The 14,539-nt window shown below is 70.7% G+C and carries 16 protein-coding genes and 1 pseudogene; 13 read left to right on the top strand and 4 right to left on the bottom strand.

Annotation, left to right across the window (positions count from 1 at the left end; translation table 11 throughout):
* Positions 1–111: 111 nt before the first annotated feature.
* The 3 genes from fusA to rpsL form a co-directional block, all read right to left on the bottom strand.
* A complete protein-coding gene (gene fusA / locus ACVDFE_RS09060; protein ID WP_360395728.1) occupies positions 112–2,214 on the bottom strand; it encodes an elongation factor G in 2,103 nt (700 codons plus the stop codon).
* 78 nt (positions 2,215–2,292) lie between these two features.
* Complete coding sequence (gene rpsG, locus ACVDFE_RS09055; RefSeq protein ID WP_030478293.1) at positions 2,293–2,763, bottom strand: 30S ribosomal protein S7; 471 nt, start codon at positions 2,761–2,763, stop codon at positions 2,293–2,295.
* Positions 2,763–3,137 carry a 30S ribosomal protein S12 gene (gene rpsL / locus ACVDFE_RS09050; RefSeq protein WP_030473471.1) on the bottom strand — a complete coding sequence of 125 codons (375 nt, stop codon included), beginning with the start codon at positions 3,135–3,137 and terminating at the stop codon, positions 2,763–2,765. The genes rpsG and rpsL overlap by 1 nt, the downstream gene beginning before the upstream one ends.
* 455 nt (positions 3,138–3,592) lie before the next feature.
* Between rpsL and ACVDFE_RS09045 the strand changes: the two genes are divergently transcribed.
* From ACVDFE_RS09045 to ACVDFE_RS09030, 4 genes and pseudogenes are all read left to right on the top strand, one after another.
* Positions 3,593–4,075: an LppU/SCO3897 family protein gene (locus tag ACVDFE_RS09045; RefSeq protein WP_458430187.1), complete on the top strand. Its 483-nt coding sequence runs from the start codon at positions 3,593–3,595 to the stop codon at positions 4,073–4,075.
* A 108-nt stretch (positions 4,076–4,183) separates the two neighbouring features.
* Entirely contained in the window at positions 4,184–4,681 is a 498-nt protein-coding gene (locus tag ACVDFE_RS09040) for a YbaB/EbfC family nucleoid-associated protein (RefSeq protein WP_458430186.1), read from the top strand.
* On the top strand, positions 4,678–4,986 hold the full coding sequence (locus ACVDFE_RS09035) for a WXG100 family type VII secretion target (RefSeq protein WP_360395723.1): 309 nt from the start codon (positions 4,678–4,680) through the stop codon (positions 4,984–4,986). Before ACVDFE_RS09040 ends, ACVDFE_RS09035 begins: the two co-directional genes overlap by 4 nt.
* A gap of 21 nt (positions 4,987–5,007) precedes the next feature.
* Positions 5,008–5,394, top strand: a pseudogene (locus ACVDFE_RS09030) (WXG100-like domain-containing protein); the annotation flags it as partial.
* Between the two features lie 606 nt (positions 5,395–6,000).
* Here the strand turns inward: ACVDFE_RS09030 and ACVDFE_RS09025 are convergent.
* Positions 6,001–6,297, bottom strand: a complete 297-nt coding sequence (locus tag ACVDFE_RS09025) for a hypothetical protein (protein WP_458430185.1) — start codon at positions 6,295–6,297, stop codon at positions 6,001–6,003.
* A 28-nt stretch (positions 6,298–6,325) separates the two neighbouring features.
* On the opposite strand from ACVDFE_RS09025, the gene ACVDFE_RS09020 reads away from it, so the two are divergent.
* The 9 genes from ACVDFE_RS09020 to ACVDFE_RS08980 all read left to right on the top strand — a co-directional run bounded on the left by ACVDFE_RS09020 (position 6,326) and on the right by ACVDFE_RS08980 (position 14,484).
* On the top strand, positions 6,326–9,136 hold the full coding sequence (locus ACVDFE_RS09020) for a hypothetical protein (protein WP_458430184.1): 2,811 nt from the start codon (positions 6,326–6,328) through the stop codon (positions 9,134–9,136).
* The gene (locus ACVDFE_RS09015; protein ID WP_458434478.1) at positions 9,133–9,825 is read left to right on the top strand and encodes a hypothetical protein; all 693 of its coding nucleotides are present in this window, start codon (positions 9,133–9,135) and stop codon (positions 9,823–9,825) included. Before ACVDFE_RS09020 ends, ACVDFE_RS09015 begins: the two co-directional genes overlap by 4 nt.
* Positions 9,822–11,342, top strand: a complete 1,521-nt coding sequence (locus tag ACVDFE_RS09010) for a hypothetical protein (RefSeq protein ID WP_360395717.1) — start codon at positions 9,822–9,824, stop codon at positions 11,340–11,342. The genes ACVDFE_RS09015 and ACVDFE_RS09010 overlap by 4 nt, the downstream gene beginning before the upstream one ends.
* Positions 11,343–11,377: 35 nt before the next feature.
* Positions 11,378–12,202 (top strand): phosphotransferase family protein, encoded by an 825-nt coding sequence (locus ACVDFE_RS09005; RefSeq protein WP_458430183.1) that lies wholly within the window; start codon positions 11,378–11,380, stop codon positions 12,200–12,202.
* Positions 12,180–12,554: a TFIIB-type zinc ribbon-containing protein gene (locus tag ACVDFE_RS09000; RefSeq protein ID WP_458430182.1), complete on the top strand. Its 375-nt coding sequence runs from the start codon at positions 12,180–12,182 to the stop codon at positions 12,552–12,554. The genes ACVDFE_RS09005 and ACVDFE_RS09000 overlap by 23 nt, the downstream gene beginning before the upstream one ends.
* A gap of 93 nt (positions 12,555–12,647) precedes the next feature.
* On the top strand, positions 12,648–13,094 hold the full coding sequence (locus ACVDFE_RS08995; protein ID WP_360395711.1) for a hypothetical protein: 447 nt from the start codon (positions 12,648–12,650) through the stop codon (positions 13,092–13,094).
* 171 nt (positions 13,095–13,265) lie between these two features.
* Positions 13,266–13,541, top strand: a complete 276-nt coding sequence (locus tag ACVDFE_RS08990; RefSeq protein ID WP_458430181.1) for a hypothetical protein — start codon at positions 13,266–13,268, stop codon at positions 13,539–13,541.
* Between the two features lie 19 nt (positions 13,542–13,560).
* Positions 13,561–14,127 carry a histidine phosphatase family protein gene (locus ACVDFE_RS08985; protein WP_458430180.1) on the top strand — a complete coding sequence of 189 codons (567 nt, stop codon included), beginning with the start codon at positions 13,561–13,563 and terminating at the stop codon, positions 14,125–14,127.
* Between the two features lie 75 nt (positions 14,128–14,202).
* Positions 14,203–14,484 (top strand): DUF4287 domain-containing protein, encoded by a 282-nt coding sequence (locus ACVDFE_RS08980; protein ID WP_458430179.1) that lies wholly within the window; start codon positions 14,203–14,205, stop codon positions 14,482–14,484.
* Positions 14,485–14,539: the final 55 nt, after the last annotated feature.

Raw genomic sequence — 14,539 nt, 5'->3', positions numbered from 1 at the left:
GGCCGGCTAGGGGCGGCCGGCCGGACTTACACGTCAGGGTCAAAAAGTAGCGGACCCCAGGGAATCAACCCCGGAGAGCCCGCGGTGGAACTGCGGTGCTCCGGTGTGGGGTTATTCCCCAGTCGCCTTCGCGATGATCTCCTTCGAGACGTTCGCGGGAACCTCTGCGTAGGAGTCGAACACCATCGAGTAGTTGGCACGACCCTGGGTCTTGGACCGCAGGTCACCCACGTACCCGAACATTTCCGACAGCGGGACCAGCGCCTTGACGACGCGGATACCGCTGCGCTCCTCCATGGCCTGGATCTGGCCACGGCGGGAGTTCAGGTCGCCGATCACGTCGCCCATGTACTCCTCGGGCGTCGTGACCTCGACGGCCATCAGCGGCTCGAGGATCGCGGGAGACGCCTGACGGGCGGCTTCCTTGAGGGCCATCGAACCAGCGATCTTGAACGCCATCTCCGAGGAGTCGACCTCGTGGTAGGCGCCGTCGAGCAGCGTCACCTTCACGCCGACCAGCGGGTAGCCCGCCAGCACGCCGTACTGCAGCGCGTCCTGCGCACCCGCGTCGACCGACGGGATGTACTCGCGGGGGATGCGACCGCCGGTGACGGCGTTGACGAACTCGTAGAGCGCGCCGTCTTCCTTCTTCTCCAGCGGCTCGACGGTGACGAGCACCTTCGCGAACTGGCCGGAGCCACCGGTCTGCTTCTTGTGGGTGTAGGAGTACTTCTCCACCGCCTTGCGGATGGTCTCCCGGTACGCCACCTGAGGCTTGCCGATGTTGGCCTCGACCTTGAACTCGCGGCGCATGCGGTCCACCAGGATGTCCAGGTGGAGCTCGCCCATGCCGGCGATGATGGTCTGGCCCGTCTCCTGGTCGAGGTTGACCCGGAACGTCGGGTCCTCCTCGGCCAGCTTCTGGATCGCGGTGCCCAGCTTCTCCTGGTCGGCCTTCGTCTTGGGCTCGATGGCGACCTGGATGACCGGCTCGGGGAACGTCATCGACTCGAGGACGATGGGGTTCGCCGGGTCGGCGAGGGTCTCACCGGTCGTCGTGTCCTTCAGACCGATCACGGCGTAGATGTGACCGGCGATGGCCTCGGTGACCGGGTTCTCCTTGTTGGCGTGCATCTGGAAGATCTTCCCGATGCGCTCCTTGCGGTCCTTGGTCGCGTTGACGACCTGGGTGCCGGAGGCGACCTTGCCCGAGTAGACCCGGATGTAGGTCAGCTTGCCGAAGAACGGGTGCACGGCGATCTTGAACGCGAGCGCGGAGAACGGCTCGTCGGACGAGGCCTTGCGCGACACGACGGTCTCGCCGTCCTGCAGCGTGCCCTCGACCGGCGGGAGGTCCAGCGGCGACGGCAGGAAGTCGATCACCGCGTCGAGCATGGGCTGGACGCCCTTGTTCTTGAACGCGGAGCCGCAGAGGATCGGGTAGGCGGTGCCCTCGGCAACGATCTTGCGGAGGCCGGCCTTGATCTCCTCGACGGACAGGTCGCCCTGCTCGAAGTACTTCTCGGTCAGGTCGTCGTCGGTCTCGGCGACGGCCTCGAGCAGCGCCTCGCGGAACTCCTGCGCCTTCTCGACGAGATCTGCGGGGATCTCCTCGATCGCGTAGTCCTCGCCCTTCTGGACCTCGCCGCGCCAGGTCAGAGCGCGCATCTCGATCAGGTCGACGACGCCGATGAAGTCGCTCTCGGCACCGATCGGGATCTGGATCGGGAGGGGCTTGGCGCCCAGGCGCTCGGAGATGGTGCGGATGGTGAAGTAGAAGTCCGCGCCGAGCTTGTCCATCTTGTTGACGAAGCAGATGCGCGGGACGTCGTACTTGGTCGCCTGCCGCCAGACCTGCTCGGACTGCGGCTCGACGCCCTCCTTGCCGTCGAAGACGGCAACGGCGCCGTCGAGGACGCGCAGGTTGCGCTCGACCTCGACGGTGAAGTCGACGTGGCCGGGCGTGTCGATCAGGTTGATCTGGTGGTTCTTCCAGTAGCAGGTCGTCGCGGCCGACGTGATCGTGATGCCGCGCTCCTGCTCCTGCTCCATCCAGTCCATCACGGCAGCGCCGTCGTGGACCTCGCCGATCTTGTAGCTGATCCCGGTGTAGAACAGGATCCGCTCAGTCGTCGTGGTCTTGCCCGCGTCGATGTGGGCCATGATCCCGATGTTGCGGACCTTGGCAAGATCAGTGAGCACGTCCTGTGCCACGGGTCTTTCCCCTGTCTTGAGCTTGTGGGCTCACTAGGGCTGGGAGCGCCCGGCCTGACCGGCAGGCCGGGCGGCACATCACCAGCGGTAGTGGGCGAAGGCCTTGTTGGACTCGGCCATCTTGTGAGTGTCCTCACGGCGCTTGACGCTCGCACCGAGACCGTTGCTCGCATCGAGCAGCTCGTTCATCAGACGCTCGACCATGGTCTTCTCACGGCGCTGCCGGGAGAAGGTGATCAGCCAGCGCAGCGCCAGCGTGGTGGAGCGGCCGGGCTTGACCTCGATCGGCACCTGGTAGGTCGCACCACCGACGCGGCGGCTCTTGACCTCCAGCGAGGGCTTCACGTTGTCCAGCGCGCGCTTCAGCGTGACGACCGGGTCGGTGCCGGTCTTCTCGCGAGCACCCTCGAGGGCTTCGTAGACGATCTTCTCGGCCACGGAGCGCTTGCCGTCCACCAGCACCTTGTTGATGAGCTGGGTCACGAGCGGCGAGCTGTAGACCGGGTCAGAGATAAGCGGCCGCTTCGGGGCCGGTCCCTTGCGGGGCATCAGCTCTTCTCCTTCTTCGCGCCGTAGCGGCTGCGAGCCTGCTTGCGGTTCTTGACACCCTGCGTGTCGAGAGAGCCACGGATGATCTTGTAGCGAACACCCGGCAGGTCCTTCACACGACCACCGCGCACGAGCACCATCGAGTGCTCCTGGAGGTTGTGACCCTCACCGGGGATGTAGGCCGTGACCTCGATACCGCTGGTCAGCTTCACGCGAGCGACCTTGCGCAGTGCGGAGTTCGGCTTCTTGGGGGTGGTGGTGTAAACGCGGGTGCACACACCGCGCCGCTGCGGCGAGCCCTTGAGGGCCGCCGTCTTCTGCTTGGCCACCTTGTCCTGGCGGCCCTTGCGGACCAGCTGCTGGATCGTTGGCATTCGCCGGCTGCTTCTTCCGTCTTCTGCGGGTTCCCCTTGCGGTTCACCCTCGTGTTTCTTGATCCCTCTCTGCACCCGAGGTCGGGCGTGTCGCCCGCTACTCAGGTCCGCAAGCAACAGTTCGACTGCCACCGCGAGTGGAGGACACCGCGGCCTCACGGGCACGCGGAGCGGCCCGACATGGGTCGGGCACGAGTAGCAAAGATACCCGCCCACGTCTACCTGGGTCAAAACGGGGGTACCGCTCCCGCCCGTGCAGTAGACATGGTCCGCACATCAAGCTCTACCTGGGGGAAGCGGTTTTGTCACAGCCCACCGCCGCCTCGTCACCCGACCGTGCGGTCAGCGCCGCCGCAGGACCCGGTGGTCCGGCCGCGGACGCCGGCCCCGGCCGCGGGCGGTGCGACTTTCGCCACAGCAGCTGTCCGACGTCCGCGTCCCGGAGGTGTGAGGCCATGTCGAAGTACCACTTCGCCGTGCGGAAGCTCGTCGCGGTCACCGCGTTGGCGCTGGTCGTCTCCGGCTGCTCGCTCTGGACCGAGCAGCCCGGCGTCGGCGAGTGCGCCAGGGTCGTGGACCTGTCCCGCGACAAGGCCGAGCTGACGAAGGTGGACTGCGCCGCGCAGGACGCCACCTACCGGCTGGTGTCCATCGAGCGCGGCGTCACCGCGCCCTGCCCCGGCGGCGACTACGTGGAGGAGGCGTCGGCGCGCAACCGCAAGACCAAGCGCAAGACGCGGGAGTGCTACTCGCTGAACGTGCGCCAGGGCGACTGCCTCCAGCAGGTCGGCATCTTCGACACCAAGCTCGCCTGCGGCACCGGCACCCGCAGGGTCACCAAGGTGGTCGACGGCAGGTCGGACCGGTCGTTGTGCGGTCCCGACGACGACACCAGGACCTACGACCGGCCGCCGACGACGATCTGCATCACCAAATGATCCATACGCCCGACAGGCCGCAGCGGCGTTCGGTACGTTGCCGCAGTGCTCGATGACGAACAGCTAGCGGCACGTAACGCAGAGTTGCGAGGCACGCTCGACACCCTGATGCGCGAGCTCAAGCAGCGCACGGACGGGTTGCGGGACGCACAGGCGGCGATCGCGGCGATGTCGGGTGTCGCGTCCTCACCGGACGGCAACGTCGTGGTGACCGTGGACGCGACCGGTGTGCTGGACGAGCTGGAGCTGGGCCCGCGGGCGTTCGACCGGGTGACCCCCGAACAGCTGGCGCAGACGATCACGCAGGTGGCCCGCCGTGCCGCGATGAACGTGCGCGAGCAGGTCAACGCCGAGATGGCCCCGCTCACCTCGGAAGAGGGCATGGTCGACCTGCCGGACGTCGTGCCGGGCGCACCGTCGCTGAAGGACTTCTTCAAGGTCGAGCAGCGCGAGGAGCCCGCCGCTCCGCCACCACCGTCCGATGAGGACTTCGGCTCCTCGGTGCTGCGCCGCGAGGCCCGCCCGGTGCAGCGCGCCGGTTCCGCCGAGTCCGACGACGAGGACTTCGGCGGCGACTCGATCATGGGCAGGGGCCACCGCTGGTGAGCGGGCACACGTGGATGGAAGCGGCCGGCGTGCGCTCGGCCGCGGCGAAGATGGGCCACGCGGGCGAGGAGATGGGCACGCACGCGGCGGCGCTGGCCCGCGGTCTCGACGCCGAGGGCCAGTGCTGGGGCAACGACGAGGCCGGCCAGAAGTTCGGCACCGACTACGCCCCCGCCGCGCAGGCCGTGCGCGAGGTGATGGCGAAGGTCGCGCAGACGTTGCAGGACATCGGGAAGAACCTCGAAGAGTCCGCGAACCTGATGGAACAGCAGGACGACTTCAACGCACGCGGCATCAGCGGTTAGCAGTCTGGGGGGATTGCTGCAATGGGCATCGAGATGCCCGCCGAGGTCCGCTGGCTCATCCCGATCGTGGTGGGCGACAGCTGGCCGGAAGGCGACGAGACGGCACTGCAACGCCTCGCCGAGGTGTGGCAGACCGCCGCGACCGATATCGACAACGCCATGCGCGAGGCGGACGACGCCGTGGCGCAGGCCACGTCCCACATGGACGGCGAGGCGGCGGAGGCGTTCAAGAAGTACTGGGAGAAGTTCGTCAAGGGCGAGGAAGCCACCTTGCCCAAGATGAAGAACGTCTCCGAGAAGCTCGCCACCGCCTGCCGCAACTGCGCCATGCAGATCGAGTACGCCAAGCTCTCGATCATCATCGCGCTGGTGATCCTGGCCATCCAGATCGCCGCGATGATCGCCTCCGCGGTGGCGTCCTTCGGCGCCTCGACCGCAGGCATCGTCCCCGCCCAGCTGGCCACCCGCGCCGGCGTGCAGATCGTGTTCCGGCAACTGGTGCAACGGCTGATGCAGCAGGTCGGCCGCAACCTCATCGGAAAGCTCGCCGTGCAGGTGGGCATCGAGGTGGCCACCTCCGTGGCCACCGACCTCGCCGTCCAGGGCATCCAGCTGGCCAAGGGCACCCGTTCCGAGCTCGACGGCAAGCTCACCCTCGACGCCGCCAAGTCGGGTCTCATCTCCGGCGCCGTCGGCTTCGGCGTGGGCGCCGGCGCGGGCAAGGCCCTCGGCGACGGCGTAGGCGACTCGATCGGCCACGCCCGAAGCGGCCCCGTCCTCCGCTGCCCCGTCCTCCGCGGCGGCTGCTCCGCAGCAACCGCAGGGCTTTCAGCACGCTCCCGCACAGACCGGTCCAGCGCCGCAGGGTCCGGGCCAGCAGAGTCCGGGCCAGCAGGGCTCACCCGCCGCGGCTCGCTCGGTGCCGACGACGGCCCCCTCGGCCTTCTCACCGAGCAGCGCACCCGTCTCGACGCCGGGTGGGCACGCCGGCAACTCGCCGACCAACGCCGGTCCTCACCCGTCCGGCAGCAGCCACCAGCCCGTGCCCGCCGGCAGCAGCACGTCCGCACCCCACGGCCACACCGGCCCGGCACCGTCGGCCCCTGCCCCCGGCACCCACGCGACAACCGGCCCGGTCCCGTCCGGCCCCGCCTCCCACGGCAACCACGCGCCGAACGCCTCCGCCCCCTTCCAGCCGGCACCGACGACCTCGGCCCCACCGCCGACCGCTCCGCGCACACCGCCGGCGGACGGCGTGCACCAGGCGGCGACGTCGGCACCTCTGCTCCCGCCGACGCACCGCACTGCCAACGACGTCCCCCAGCACCAGCCTGCCCACGTGCCGCCACAGCACGCCCAGACCTCCCCGCCGCAGCACGGCCAGGTGCCACCGCCGCAGCACCGCTCCGCTCCACCGGCAGCCGCTCCGGCACCGCACCGCGCTCCCCAGCCTCCCCCGTCCCCGCACCGGCCGGCCCACCCCGCGGGCCCGTCACCGCACGCCCGTCCGTTGCCACCGGCCGGACCGCCCCCGCACCCCGCGCACGCACCACAGCCGCCTGCCGACGCCGCCTCGCCGCACGAACGGCCCGCGCGCACGCCGTGGGAGGAGCACAAGAGGCTGCGGAGCCCGGTGCCGCTGCCGGATCGCTTCGAGCACCTGCAGGACGACGTCAGGCACACCCGGTCCGGCCTGTCGCTGCACGACGACGAGTTCAAGGCCTACTCGCAGTCGGCGGCGATGGTCGCCCCCGATCCGCACCGCTACACCGTGGACCTGCACGGTTCCACCGACGACGTCCGGGTGGGCGGCACCAGGCTGACGCCGGAGGACCTCGCCGACATCATCAGGTCGAGCGGCGACTGGGACGGCAGGCAGCCGATCCGCCTGGTCTCCTGCCAGACCGGCACGAGGTCGGACGGGTTCGCGGCCCGGCTGAGCCAGGAGCTCGGAGTCGACGTCGTCTCCCCCACCAAGGACGCGTGGGTCGACGACATGGGCAACGTCTTCGCGAGCTCGTCGCACTTCGACCACGTCCGCGGCGACTTCTCCCCCGGCTGGCCGCCGAACGGCGACTGGGTCACCTTCAAGCCGGACGGCACCAGCACCCGGCACGACCGCCCGACCCCGCCCGGCACGACCCCCACGTGGGGCGACACGACACCGGAGCACCGCCCGCGCGCATGGCGCCGCGGCGAACCGACGGACTGGGTGCGCGACGCGTCCGGCGAGTGGCACCCGGTGCAGCCGGACGGCCACCAGCGACCGGTCCACCCCGGCGCACCGCCACCGGGCTGGTCGGACCGGCAGCCACCGCGGCGGCAGGGGCCTCTACCGGGACTTCCGCCTCGCAGTGGGACGCCCGTGGGCGGGATGCCTCCGGGTGGGGTTCCGCAGCGCCCCGCCCACGGTCCCGGCCAGCCGTGGGCAGGGCAGCAACGCCCGCAGCACGGAGCCGATCCGCGCACGTGGCACCAGCAGCAACGCCCGCTCCAGCCACCGGTCGGCCGGTACCCGCAAGCAGGGCAGCACCCCCAGGCGGGACCGCGTCCGCAGCAGGCCGGACCACGCCCTCAGGCCGGACCACCTCCGCAGGCAGGGCCTCGCCCGCAAGCCGGACAACATCCACAGCCTGGTCAGCACCCGCAGACTGGTCAGCACCCGCAGCCCGCGCCACGTCCGCACACCGGCCAACACCCGCAGGCCAGGTCACACCCGGCAGCTGGGCAACACCCACAGGCCTGGCAACACCCACAGGCCGGACCACGTCCGCACACCGGCCAGCACCCGCAACAGGGCAGGCCCGCACCACAGCAGGGCCAGCCCCCGCAGCACCACGGTCACCCGCAGCACCACAACCACCCGCAACACCACAACCACCGCCAGCACCGCAACCACCCGCAGCACCCCGACCAGCTGCGGCGCCCGATGGCGCCTCCCGCCGGTCACCACCCCCAGCAGGCACGGCACACCGCGCCGCCGAACGCCGGTCCTCCTCGCCCGGTGCACCCGGCACAGGGCCCGCAGCCACCTCGCCGGCCGATGCCCCCGGGCAGCACCCAGGACCAGCCGTGGAACCGACCGGCCGATCCGGCACGGCACCAGCCGGCCCCGGTCCAGCACACGGTCCCCACCAGGGCCGACACACCGCAGCCCAGGAGCACGGAACCGGAAGCTCCTCGACGGCAGCGGTCGCTGGAGGACATGAGCCAGGCGGAGCTGGAGCAGCACGCCGTCAAGCTCTACGCGCTGGAGCACCCCGAGCTGTCCATGGCCGAGGTGTGGATCCGGACGGCGGGCCTCGAGGTCGGTCCCGACGGCAGGTTCATCGAGCCGGACGCGGCCTCGACCGCACCCCGCGAGTCGGCGCAGGACGCGATGCAGCGCAGGTTGAACAAGGCCGCGACGGAGTACGTCGACCGGGTGTTCAAGAACAAGGGGGAGATCACCGGCGGGCGCAACGACGAGAAGCCGACCTTCACCCCCGGAGGGGAGCTGCCGCCCGGCCACACCCGCCAGGCACCGCCCGGGATGCTCGACGGCGCTCCGGTGCGGGTGGACGTCTCGGCCATCCCGGAGAAGCCGGTCTACCGCGACGTCCAGGGCCTGCGGCAGATGCTCAGCCAGCCGCTGCTGCGCATCGACGGCGGCAGTGCGGCCGACATCCACGCCGGTCAGGGCATCGCGCCGCGCAACCCCGAGGCGCTGAGCATCAACAACCACGTGGCGGGCGGCGCGATGTCCGGGTTCGGCGACAAGATCGTCACGGGCTCCGCGCACGTGTCGTTCACGATGGACGTCGACCACGCGCCCGGCCGGTTCGAGACGAACATGAGGTTCAACGCCGACACCGACGTGAAGACGGAGAGCGGGCTCAACAAGAGGGTGGAGCGGATCACGGAGGCGTACCACCCGAACGGCGTCAACGTCGACTTCACCTACCACGACGCGGGCCAGAACGGCACGCACGGGGAGTCGGAGTACGTGTTCCCCGGCGGCATGGGCAACGAGTACGTCTACCGGACCTGGGAACGCGTCACCTACTTCGACGACAACGGCGACATCCACGACACCAGCGTCGGCAACCCCCAGGTGAACGAGAACTTCAAGTGGCTCGCGGAAATGCAGGAGCTGGAGGCAGAGCTATGAGCGGGGTGCCAGAGGTGCACGTCGACTGGTACCTGGGCAGGTCCCCCCTGCCCGACGTCGACGACGAGGGCATTGCCCTGGCCGCCCGCAACCCCGGTGGTCAGGTCGGCTACTACGACCTCCACCAGCCGCGGGAGAAGCGCGACGACACCCGGACCCTGAAGGGGCTCCGCGAGGTCGGCCCGGACGGTGCGTTCACCGGTGAGGAGTGGCGCAACCCCGGTTTCGTGCCGCACCCGGACACCGCGGGCACCAGGTTCCACACGGACTTCGAACTGGAGCTGTGGCGCACGATCAACGGGTTCGTGCGGCTCGGGCCGTTCGCGCGGGCGTTCGCGGAAGCGGAGCTCATGGCCATGTGCGACGAGGGCGAGGAGCTGGTGCTCCGGCCGAACGAGCACGGCGACCGCACGCTCGACGTCTGCACCTCGTTCGTGCGGGTGCCGAGCACCTGGCCGCACTGGACGTCGGTGCGCGGCATCGACCTGATCAGGCACCTCGGCCACGGCCGCCACCACGTCGGCCTGCAGCTCAACCGGTCGTCCAAGCCGAAGCTGCGGATACCGGTGCAGACGCTGGCCGAGCTGCACCGGGCCGAGAGCGAACGAGTCAACGACCTCATGCGCGTCGGGCCGCTTCCCGCGACGCCGACGCCGATGGGCACCGCGATGCCGGGAGGACAGCAGTGAAGGCGATCTTGTCCGGTCCGCTGGGCAGGACCACGCACGCGGTCTGGTCCGACCAGCTCTGCGTCGCGCGTGCGGGGCAGGACGGTGCGCGCCAGTACGTCGTCGTCGATCCCGACCCCGACGACGACATCGCGGGCACGCCGTTGCAGCGCAGCCTCGTCGAGTCGTGGTTCACGCTCATCACCGTTGCCCTGGCCGGTGAGACCGCCGCCGAGGTCGTCGCCGCCGACGGTGCGGACCTCGTCACCAGCCCGCTCTCCCTGCGGGTTCCCCGGAGCTGGCGGCTGCGCGGGCCCGCCGGCGAGTTCGACCGGCTCTGCCAGGTGCGGGTCGACCACCTGTCCTTCCTGGACGAACCGCCCGCGGCGCACGGCGTCTCGCTGGCGTGGGGACCGCCGGGGGAACCGGACCTCGACGCGATCGTCGACGCGATCACGGCGGAGCTCGCCTCGTCCGCACCCGAGGGGTGGACGCGGATCAGCGTCGAGTGCGACGCGACGGCCGGGTGGCAGGTCCTCACGACCACGGTGACGACGGCGGACGGCGAGGAGGTGCACTGGCTGCCGTCGGCGGTGGTGAGCCAGTGGTTCCACCGGCTCAGGGCCGCGGGCTACTCCTACCCGTTCGGGGCGTGGTTCACCGCCCGCTACGTGCTGGAGGACGGCGGTCAGCCGACGCTGGCCTTCGACACCGAGGCCGAACCCGCCTGGCGGCCGTACTTCAGCGACCTCGCGGACTTCGCGGCCCAGGCCCTGCGGCACGAGCCGACGTTCTACCCGCGCAACCCCCGGTACGTGCCCGGCTGGCTCAACGCGGCGCTGAGCACGACCGGCACGCTGAAGCCCGAGCCGCGGGCGAAGGCCCCGCACCGGCCGGAGCTGCTCCTGGCGCGGGCGGTCGACGGCATGTCCGCGGACGGCGTGGCGCTCACCTACCGCACCCCGGTCGTGCGGTTCGAGAAGCAGGCGGTGCTCGACTACCTGCGCGGCGCACCGGTCGTGCTGTCCTCCCGCGGTCTCGCACCCGACCTGGTCGACCCCGAGCACCCGGAAACGGTGCCGATGGTGTTCCACACCGACGGCAGGTGGGTCTGGTCCGGTTCGGTACCGCACTACCTCGAACACCACGACATCGCGCCGGACACAGCCCTGCTCGCGCACATCAGGGCCAACCGGTACCGCCCGCCCGACCGGCTGCCCTCCGCGGTCAGGGCGCGGGCACTCGCGACGGCCACCGGCAGCGCCGAGGAGGAACCGGGGCTGCAGGAGGAGTTCGAGCAGGCGGCGAGCGCCGCCCTGGACATCGCCGCCCACCTCGGCCTGGACCCCGCGCGCTACTCGGTGGGCGAGCAGGTCGACGGCGCGCTGTGCCTGGTGCGGGTCGGTGACCGCTACGCCGTGTACTGGGTGAACGAGGACGAGCGGCGGTTCTACGCCGAGTTCGACAGCCCGGGAGACGCGGCGACCTACCTGATCGGGTTCTTCTACTCCTACGCGGGATCGCTGCAACGAGCGTGATCCCCACGCGGTGGCCACCTGGTTCACTGTGCGGCGTGGACGACCTGATCGCGGCGATGGCCTCGTTGACCGGCTCTTCCGGCGACCCGGAGGTGCTGGGCGGCGACCGCGGTGACGTCGTGGTGGTGCGGGTCGGTGACGTGGTGGCCAAGGCGCACTCGGCGGACACCGACGTCGAGGCGCTGGCGCAGCGGCTGGAGATCGCGGCCGCGCACCCGGAGCTGATGCTGCCGCCGTTGCGGCCGGTGCAGTTCGTGGACGACCGGCCGGTGACGGTGTGGCCGTACGGGACGCCGGTGAGCCAGGCGGACCCGGACGCGGCGCCGTGGGAGGAGAGCGCGCAGCTGCTGGCCCAGCTGCACGCGCTGCCGGCGCGGGGGCCCGTGGCGGGGGCGCCGGAGCGGATCGTGCGGGCGATCAGGGCGTTGCCGCCGGAGCTGCCGCACGCGGACGTGGTGCTGGCGGCGTTCGCGGTGCTGCCGCCGCTGGGCATGTCGACGCGGGCGTTGATCCACGGCGACTGGCACCTCGGGCAGCTGGTGCACCGGGGGGCGTGGCGGTTGATCGACGTGGACGACCTGGGGGTGGGCGACCCGGTGTGGGACCTGGCCCGACCTGCGGCGTTGTTCGCGGCGGGCATCCTGCCGGCGGACCTGTGGGCGCGGTTCCTGAACACCTACCGTGAAACGGGGGGTGTGGCGCTGCCGACATCAGAATGGGAAGCGCTCAACATCCCGGCCCAGGCGTACGTTGTGCAAATGGCAGCGCGGGCACTCGTGACCGGTCTGCAGGCCGTGGAACCGCTGGTCGAGGCTTGTCGTCGGATCGCTGCGGCGCATGAGCACGACGACCGCGGCTAATATCGTTTTTGTCCGGTCCCACCGCAGGAGGCTCACCACGATGCAGTGTCCCAAGTGTCATGCGAACATGCGCACGTTCGACCGCATGGGCGTTCACATCGAGCAGTGCGACGGCTGCCGCGGCGTCTTCCTCGACTACGGCGAGCTCGAGTCCATCACCCGCCTCGAGGCCCAGATGCACACGCCGCCGCCGGCCGCTCCGACCCCGCCGCCCGTCGCCTACCCGCAGCCGGTCCAGCCCGGTTGGGGCGCCGCGCCGCAGCAGGTCCACCACCACCACGGCGGCCACCACGGTTACGGCTACGGCCACCGCAAGCACCACGGCCTCTCCGGCCTGTTCTTCTCCTCCTGACGCCCGCGCGACGGCCCCGGACCCCCGACTCCGGGGCCGTTGACGACTACCGAGAATCAGGGCGATAATCGGTAGTCAACGGGAGGAGGAGCGATGTCCGTCGCAACCGAGGCCGCCCAGATCCGCGACCTGTTCGACACCATCGAAGAGCTCGAGTCCGTCGCGTCTTCCCTGGCGGAGGACGACGAACGCCGCCACCGGCTGGACGGCGTGGTGGCGAAGACCCTGCGCCAGGCCCCGCCGGTGCGCCCGGTGGTGGCCGGTGAGCTGCTCGACCTCACCGAGAAGACCGTGAAGGCCTGGGCCCGCGAGGGCGTGCTGGCCATCCACAGCCAGGAACCGCGCATGCTGCTCGACACCGTGCGCCTGCACGAGGTGCTGCACCTCGTGTCCGACCTCCGCCGCGCCGGCAAGACCCGCGGCCTCCTCGACGAAGTCCACCGCCGCCTCAGCGACCAGTCACTGCTCGAACGCAGCGACCTCGCCGCCTCCCTCGACGAGATGCGCAGCGGCAGGGGACGCGTGGTCCGCCCGGTCTGAGATCCCCTTTGCTCCAGGTCGTAGAAACCCACACCGCCCACGCCCAGGCAGCCGGCCTCCGCGGCCGCGCCCGCGTCGCCTACGAGCGCTTCCTCGACGAGCTTCGCCCACTCCGGCTGCGCCGCCCTCGGCTACCGCGTCACCGGCCCCGAACCGCTGCCCCGCCTGTGCGTGAAGCACCTGCGCGGTGCCGACCGGGTCGTCGTCGCCTTCCCCTCCCCCGACGTCGTGTGGGTGCTGCTGGTCGGCCCGCACGACGACGATCCCGGCCTCGACCTCTACGAGGTGCTGTACGAGATGGCCGGCGTCCGCCCGCGGTTGTCGGAGAAGCGCACGAAACCGCGGTGCTGCACCGACGAGTCCGGCGTGCCGCCGCTGGTGGACGAGCAGCTGGTCGACGACCTCGTCCTGCGGGCCCGCGCGCTGGCCCGTGCCCGTCGCCGCTGATCGCTGCCACACTCGGCTGATGCGCGCCGAAGTTGTCCTGGTCCGGCATGCCCGGTCGACGCCTCCCCGCCGCGGCGGCCCTGACGAGTACCGCAGGCCGCTGACCACGGAGGGCCTGGCGCAGGCCGAACACCTCGTCGCGCACCTCGCCGGGATCGAGCCCAGCCTCATCGCCTCCAGCCCGTACCTGCGGGCGGTGCAGACCGTCGAACCGTTCGCCCGCGCGCTGGGCCTGCCCGTGCGCACCGGCCACGACCTGCGGGAGTGGGACTCCGGCATCGACCCCACGCCGGACTACGCGCGCCACTACGCCGAGAGCTGGGCCAACCCGCACTTCGCCCGCCCCGGCGCGGAGAGCCTGCACCAGCTCACGGCCCGCGCCACGGCGGTCCTGACCTCGCTCGCCCGCGAGCACGGGGACGGCCCCGTGGTCATCGGCAGCCACGGCACGTTCGTGTCCCGCGCGCTCGTCGGTTTCGGCGTCGACACCGTGGACCACTCGTTCTCGCAGGCCATGTCGATGCCGGCGATCTACCGGCTCCGCTTCACCGACCACGGTGTCGAGGTCTCCGGGCCGGGGCTGTGACTCACCGACAATAAAAGTTGTCAAGACAGCTGGAGTTGTCCTAGGCTTCGGGCATCACGACGAACGGAGACGGCGATGTCCTTCCAGGCCTACCTCGACGGCGCGGAGAAGAAGACCGGCAAGACCCCGGCCGAGCTGCTGGCGGCCGCCGCCGAGCAGGGCTACGACGGCAGCACGAAGGCGGGCGTCTTCCTGGAATGGCTGAAGACGGACTACGACCTGGGCCGCGGGCACGGGATGGCACTCCACCACGTGCTCAAGAACGGCGCGGAGATCAGCGCCAAGCACGTCGGCAGCACCGGCAGCCACCGGGACGACTCCACCGCGCTGCGGCTGGACGGCCTCGCCCACCGCTGACGGCACAAACGGAACGGCCCCCGGAGCAGAAGCTCCGGGGGCCGTTCTCCACTAG

Source organism: Lentzea chajnantorensis, assembly GCF_054300775.1.
This window is presented reverse-complemented; position numbering and strand designations above follow the sequence as displayed.

Bases quoted from the DNA above. Each gene is read 5' to 3' on its own strand.
- rpsG (WP_030478293.1), bottom strand. From the start codon at position 2,763: ATGCCCCGCAAGGGACCGGCCCCGAAGCGGCCGCTTATCTCTGACCCG.
- rpsL (WP_030473471.1), bottom strand. From the start codon at position 3,137: ATGCCAACGATCCAGCAGCTGGTCCGCAAGGGCCGCCAGGACAAGGTG.
- ACVDFE_RS09045 (WP_458430187.1), top strand. From the start codon at position 3,593: ATGTCGAAGTACCACTTCGCCGTGCGGAAGCTCGTCGCGGTCACCGCG.
- ACVDFE_RS09040 (WP_458430186.1), top strand. From the start codon at position 4,184: ATGCGCGAGCTCAAGCAGCGCACGGACGGGTTGCGGGACGCACAGGCG.
- ACVDFE_RS09015 (WP_458434478.1), top strand. From the start codon at position 9,133: ATGAGCGGGGTGCCAGAGGTGCACGTCGACTGGTACCTGGGCAGGTCC.
- ACVDFE_RS09000 (WP_458430182.1), top strand. From the start codon at position 12,180: ATGAGCACGACGACCGCGGCTAATATCGTTTTTGTCCGGTCCCACCGC.
- ACVDFE_RS08995 (WP_360395711.1), top strand. From the start codon at position 12,648: ATGTCCGTCGCAACCGAGGCCGCCCAGATCCGCGACCTGTTCGACACC.
- ACVDFE_RS08985 (WP_458430180.1), top strand. From the start codon at position 13,561: ATGCGCGCCGAAGTTGTCCTGGTCCGGCATGCCCGGTCGACGCCTCCC.
- ACVDFE_RS08980 (WP_458430179.1), top strand. From the start codon at position 14,203: ATGTCCTTCCAGGCCTACCTCGACGGCGCGGAGAAGAAGACCGGCAAG.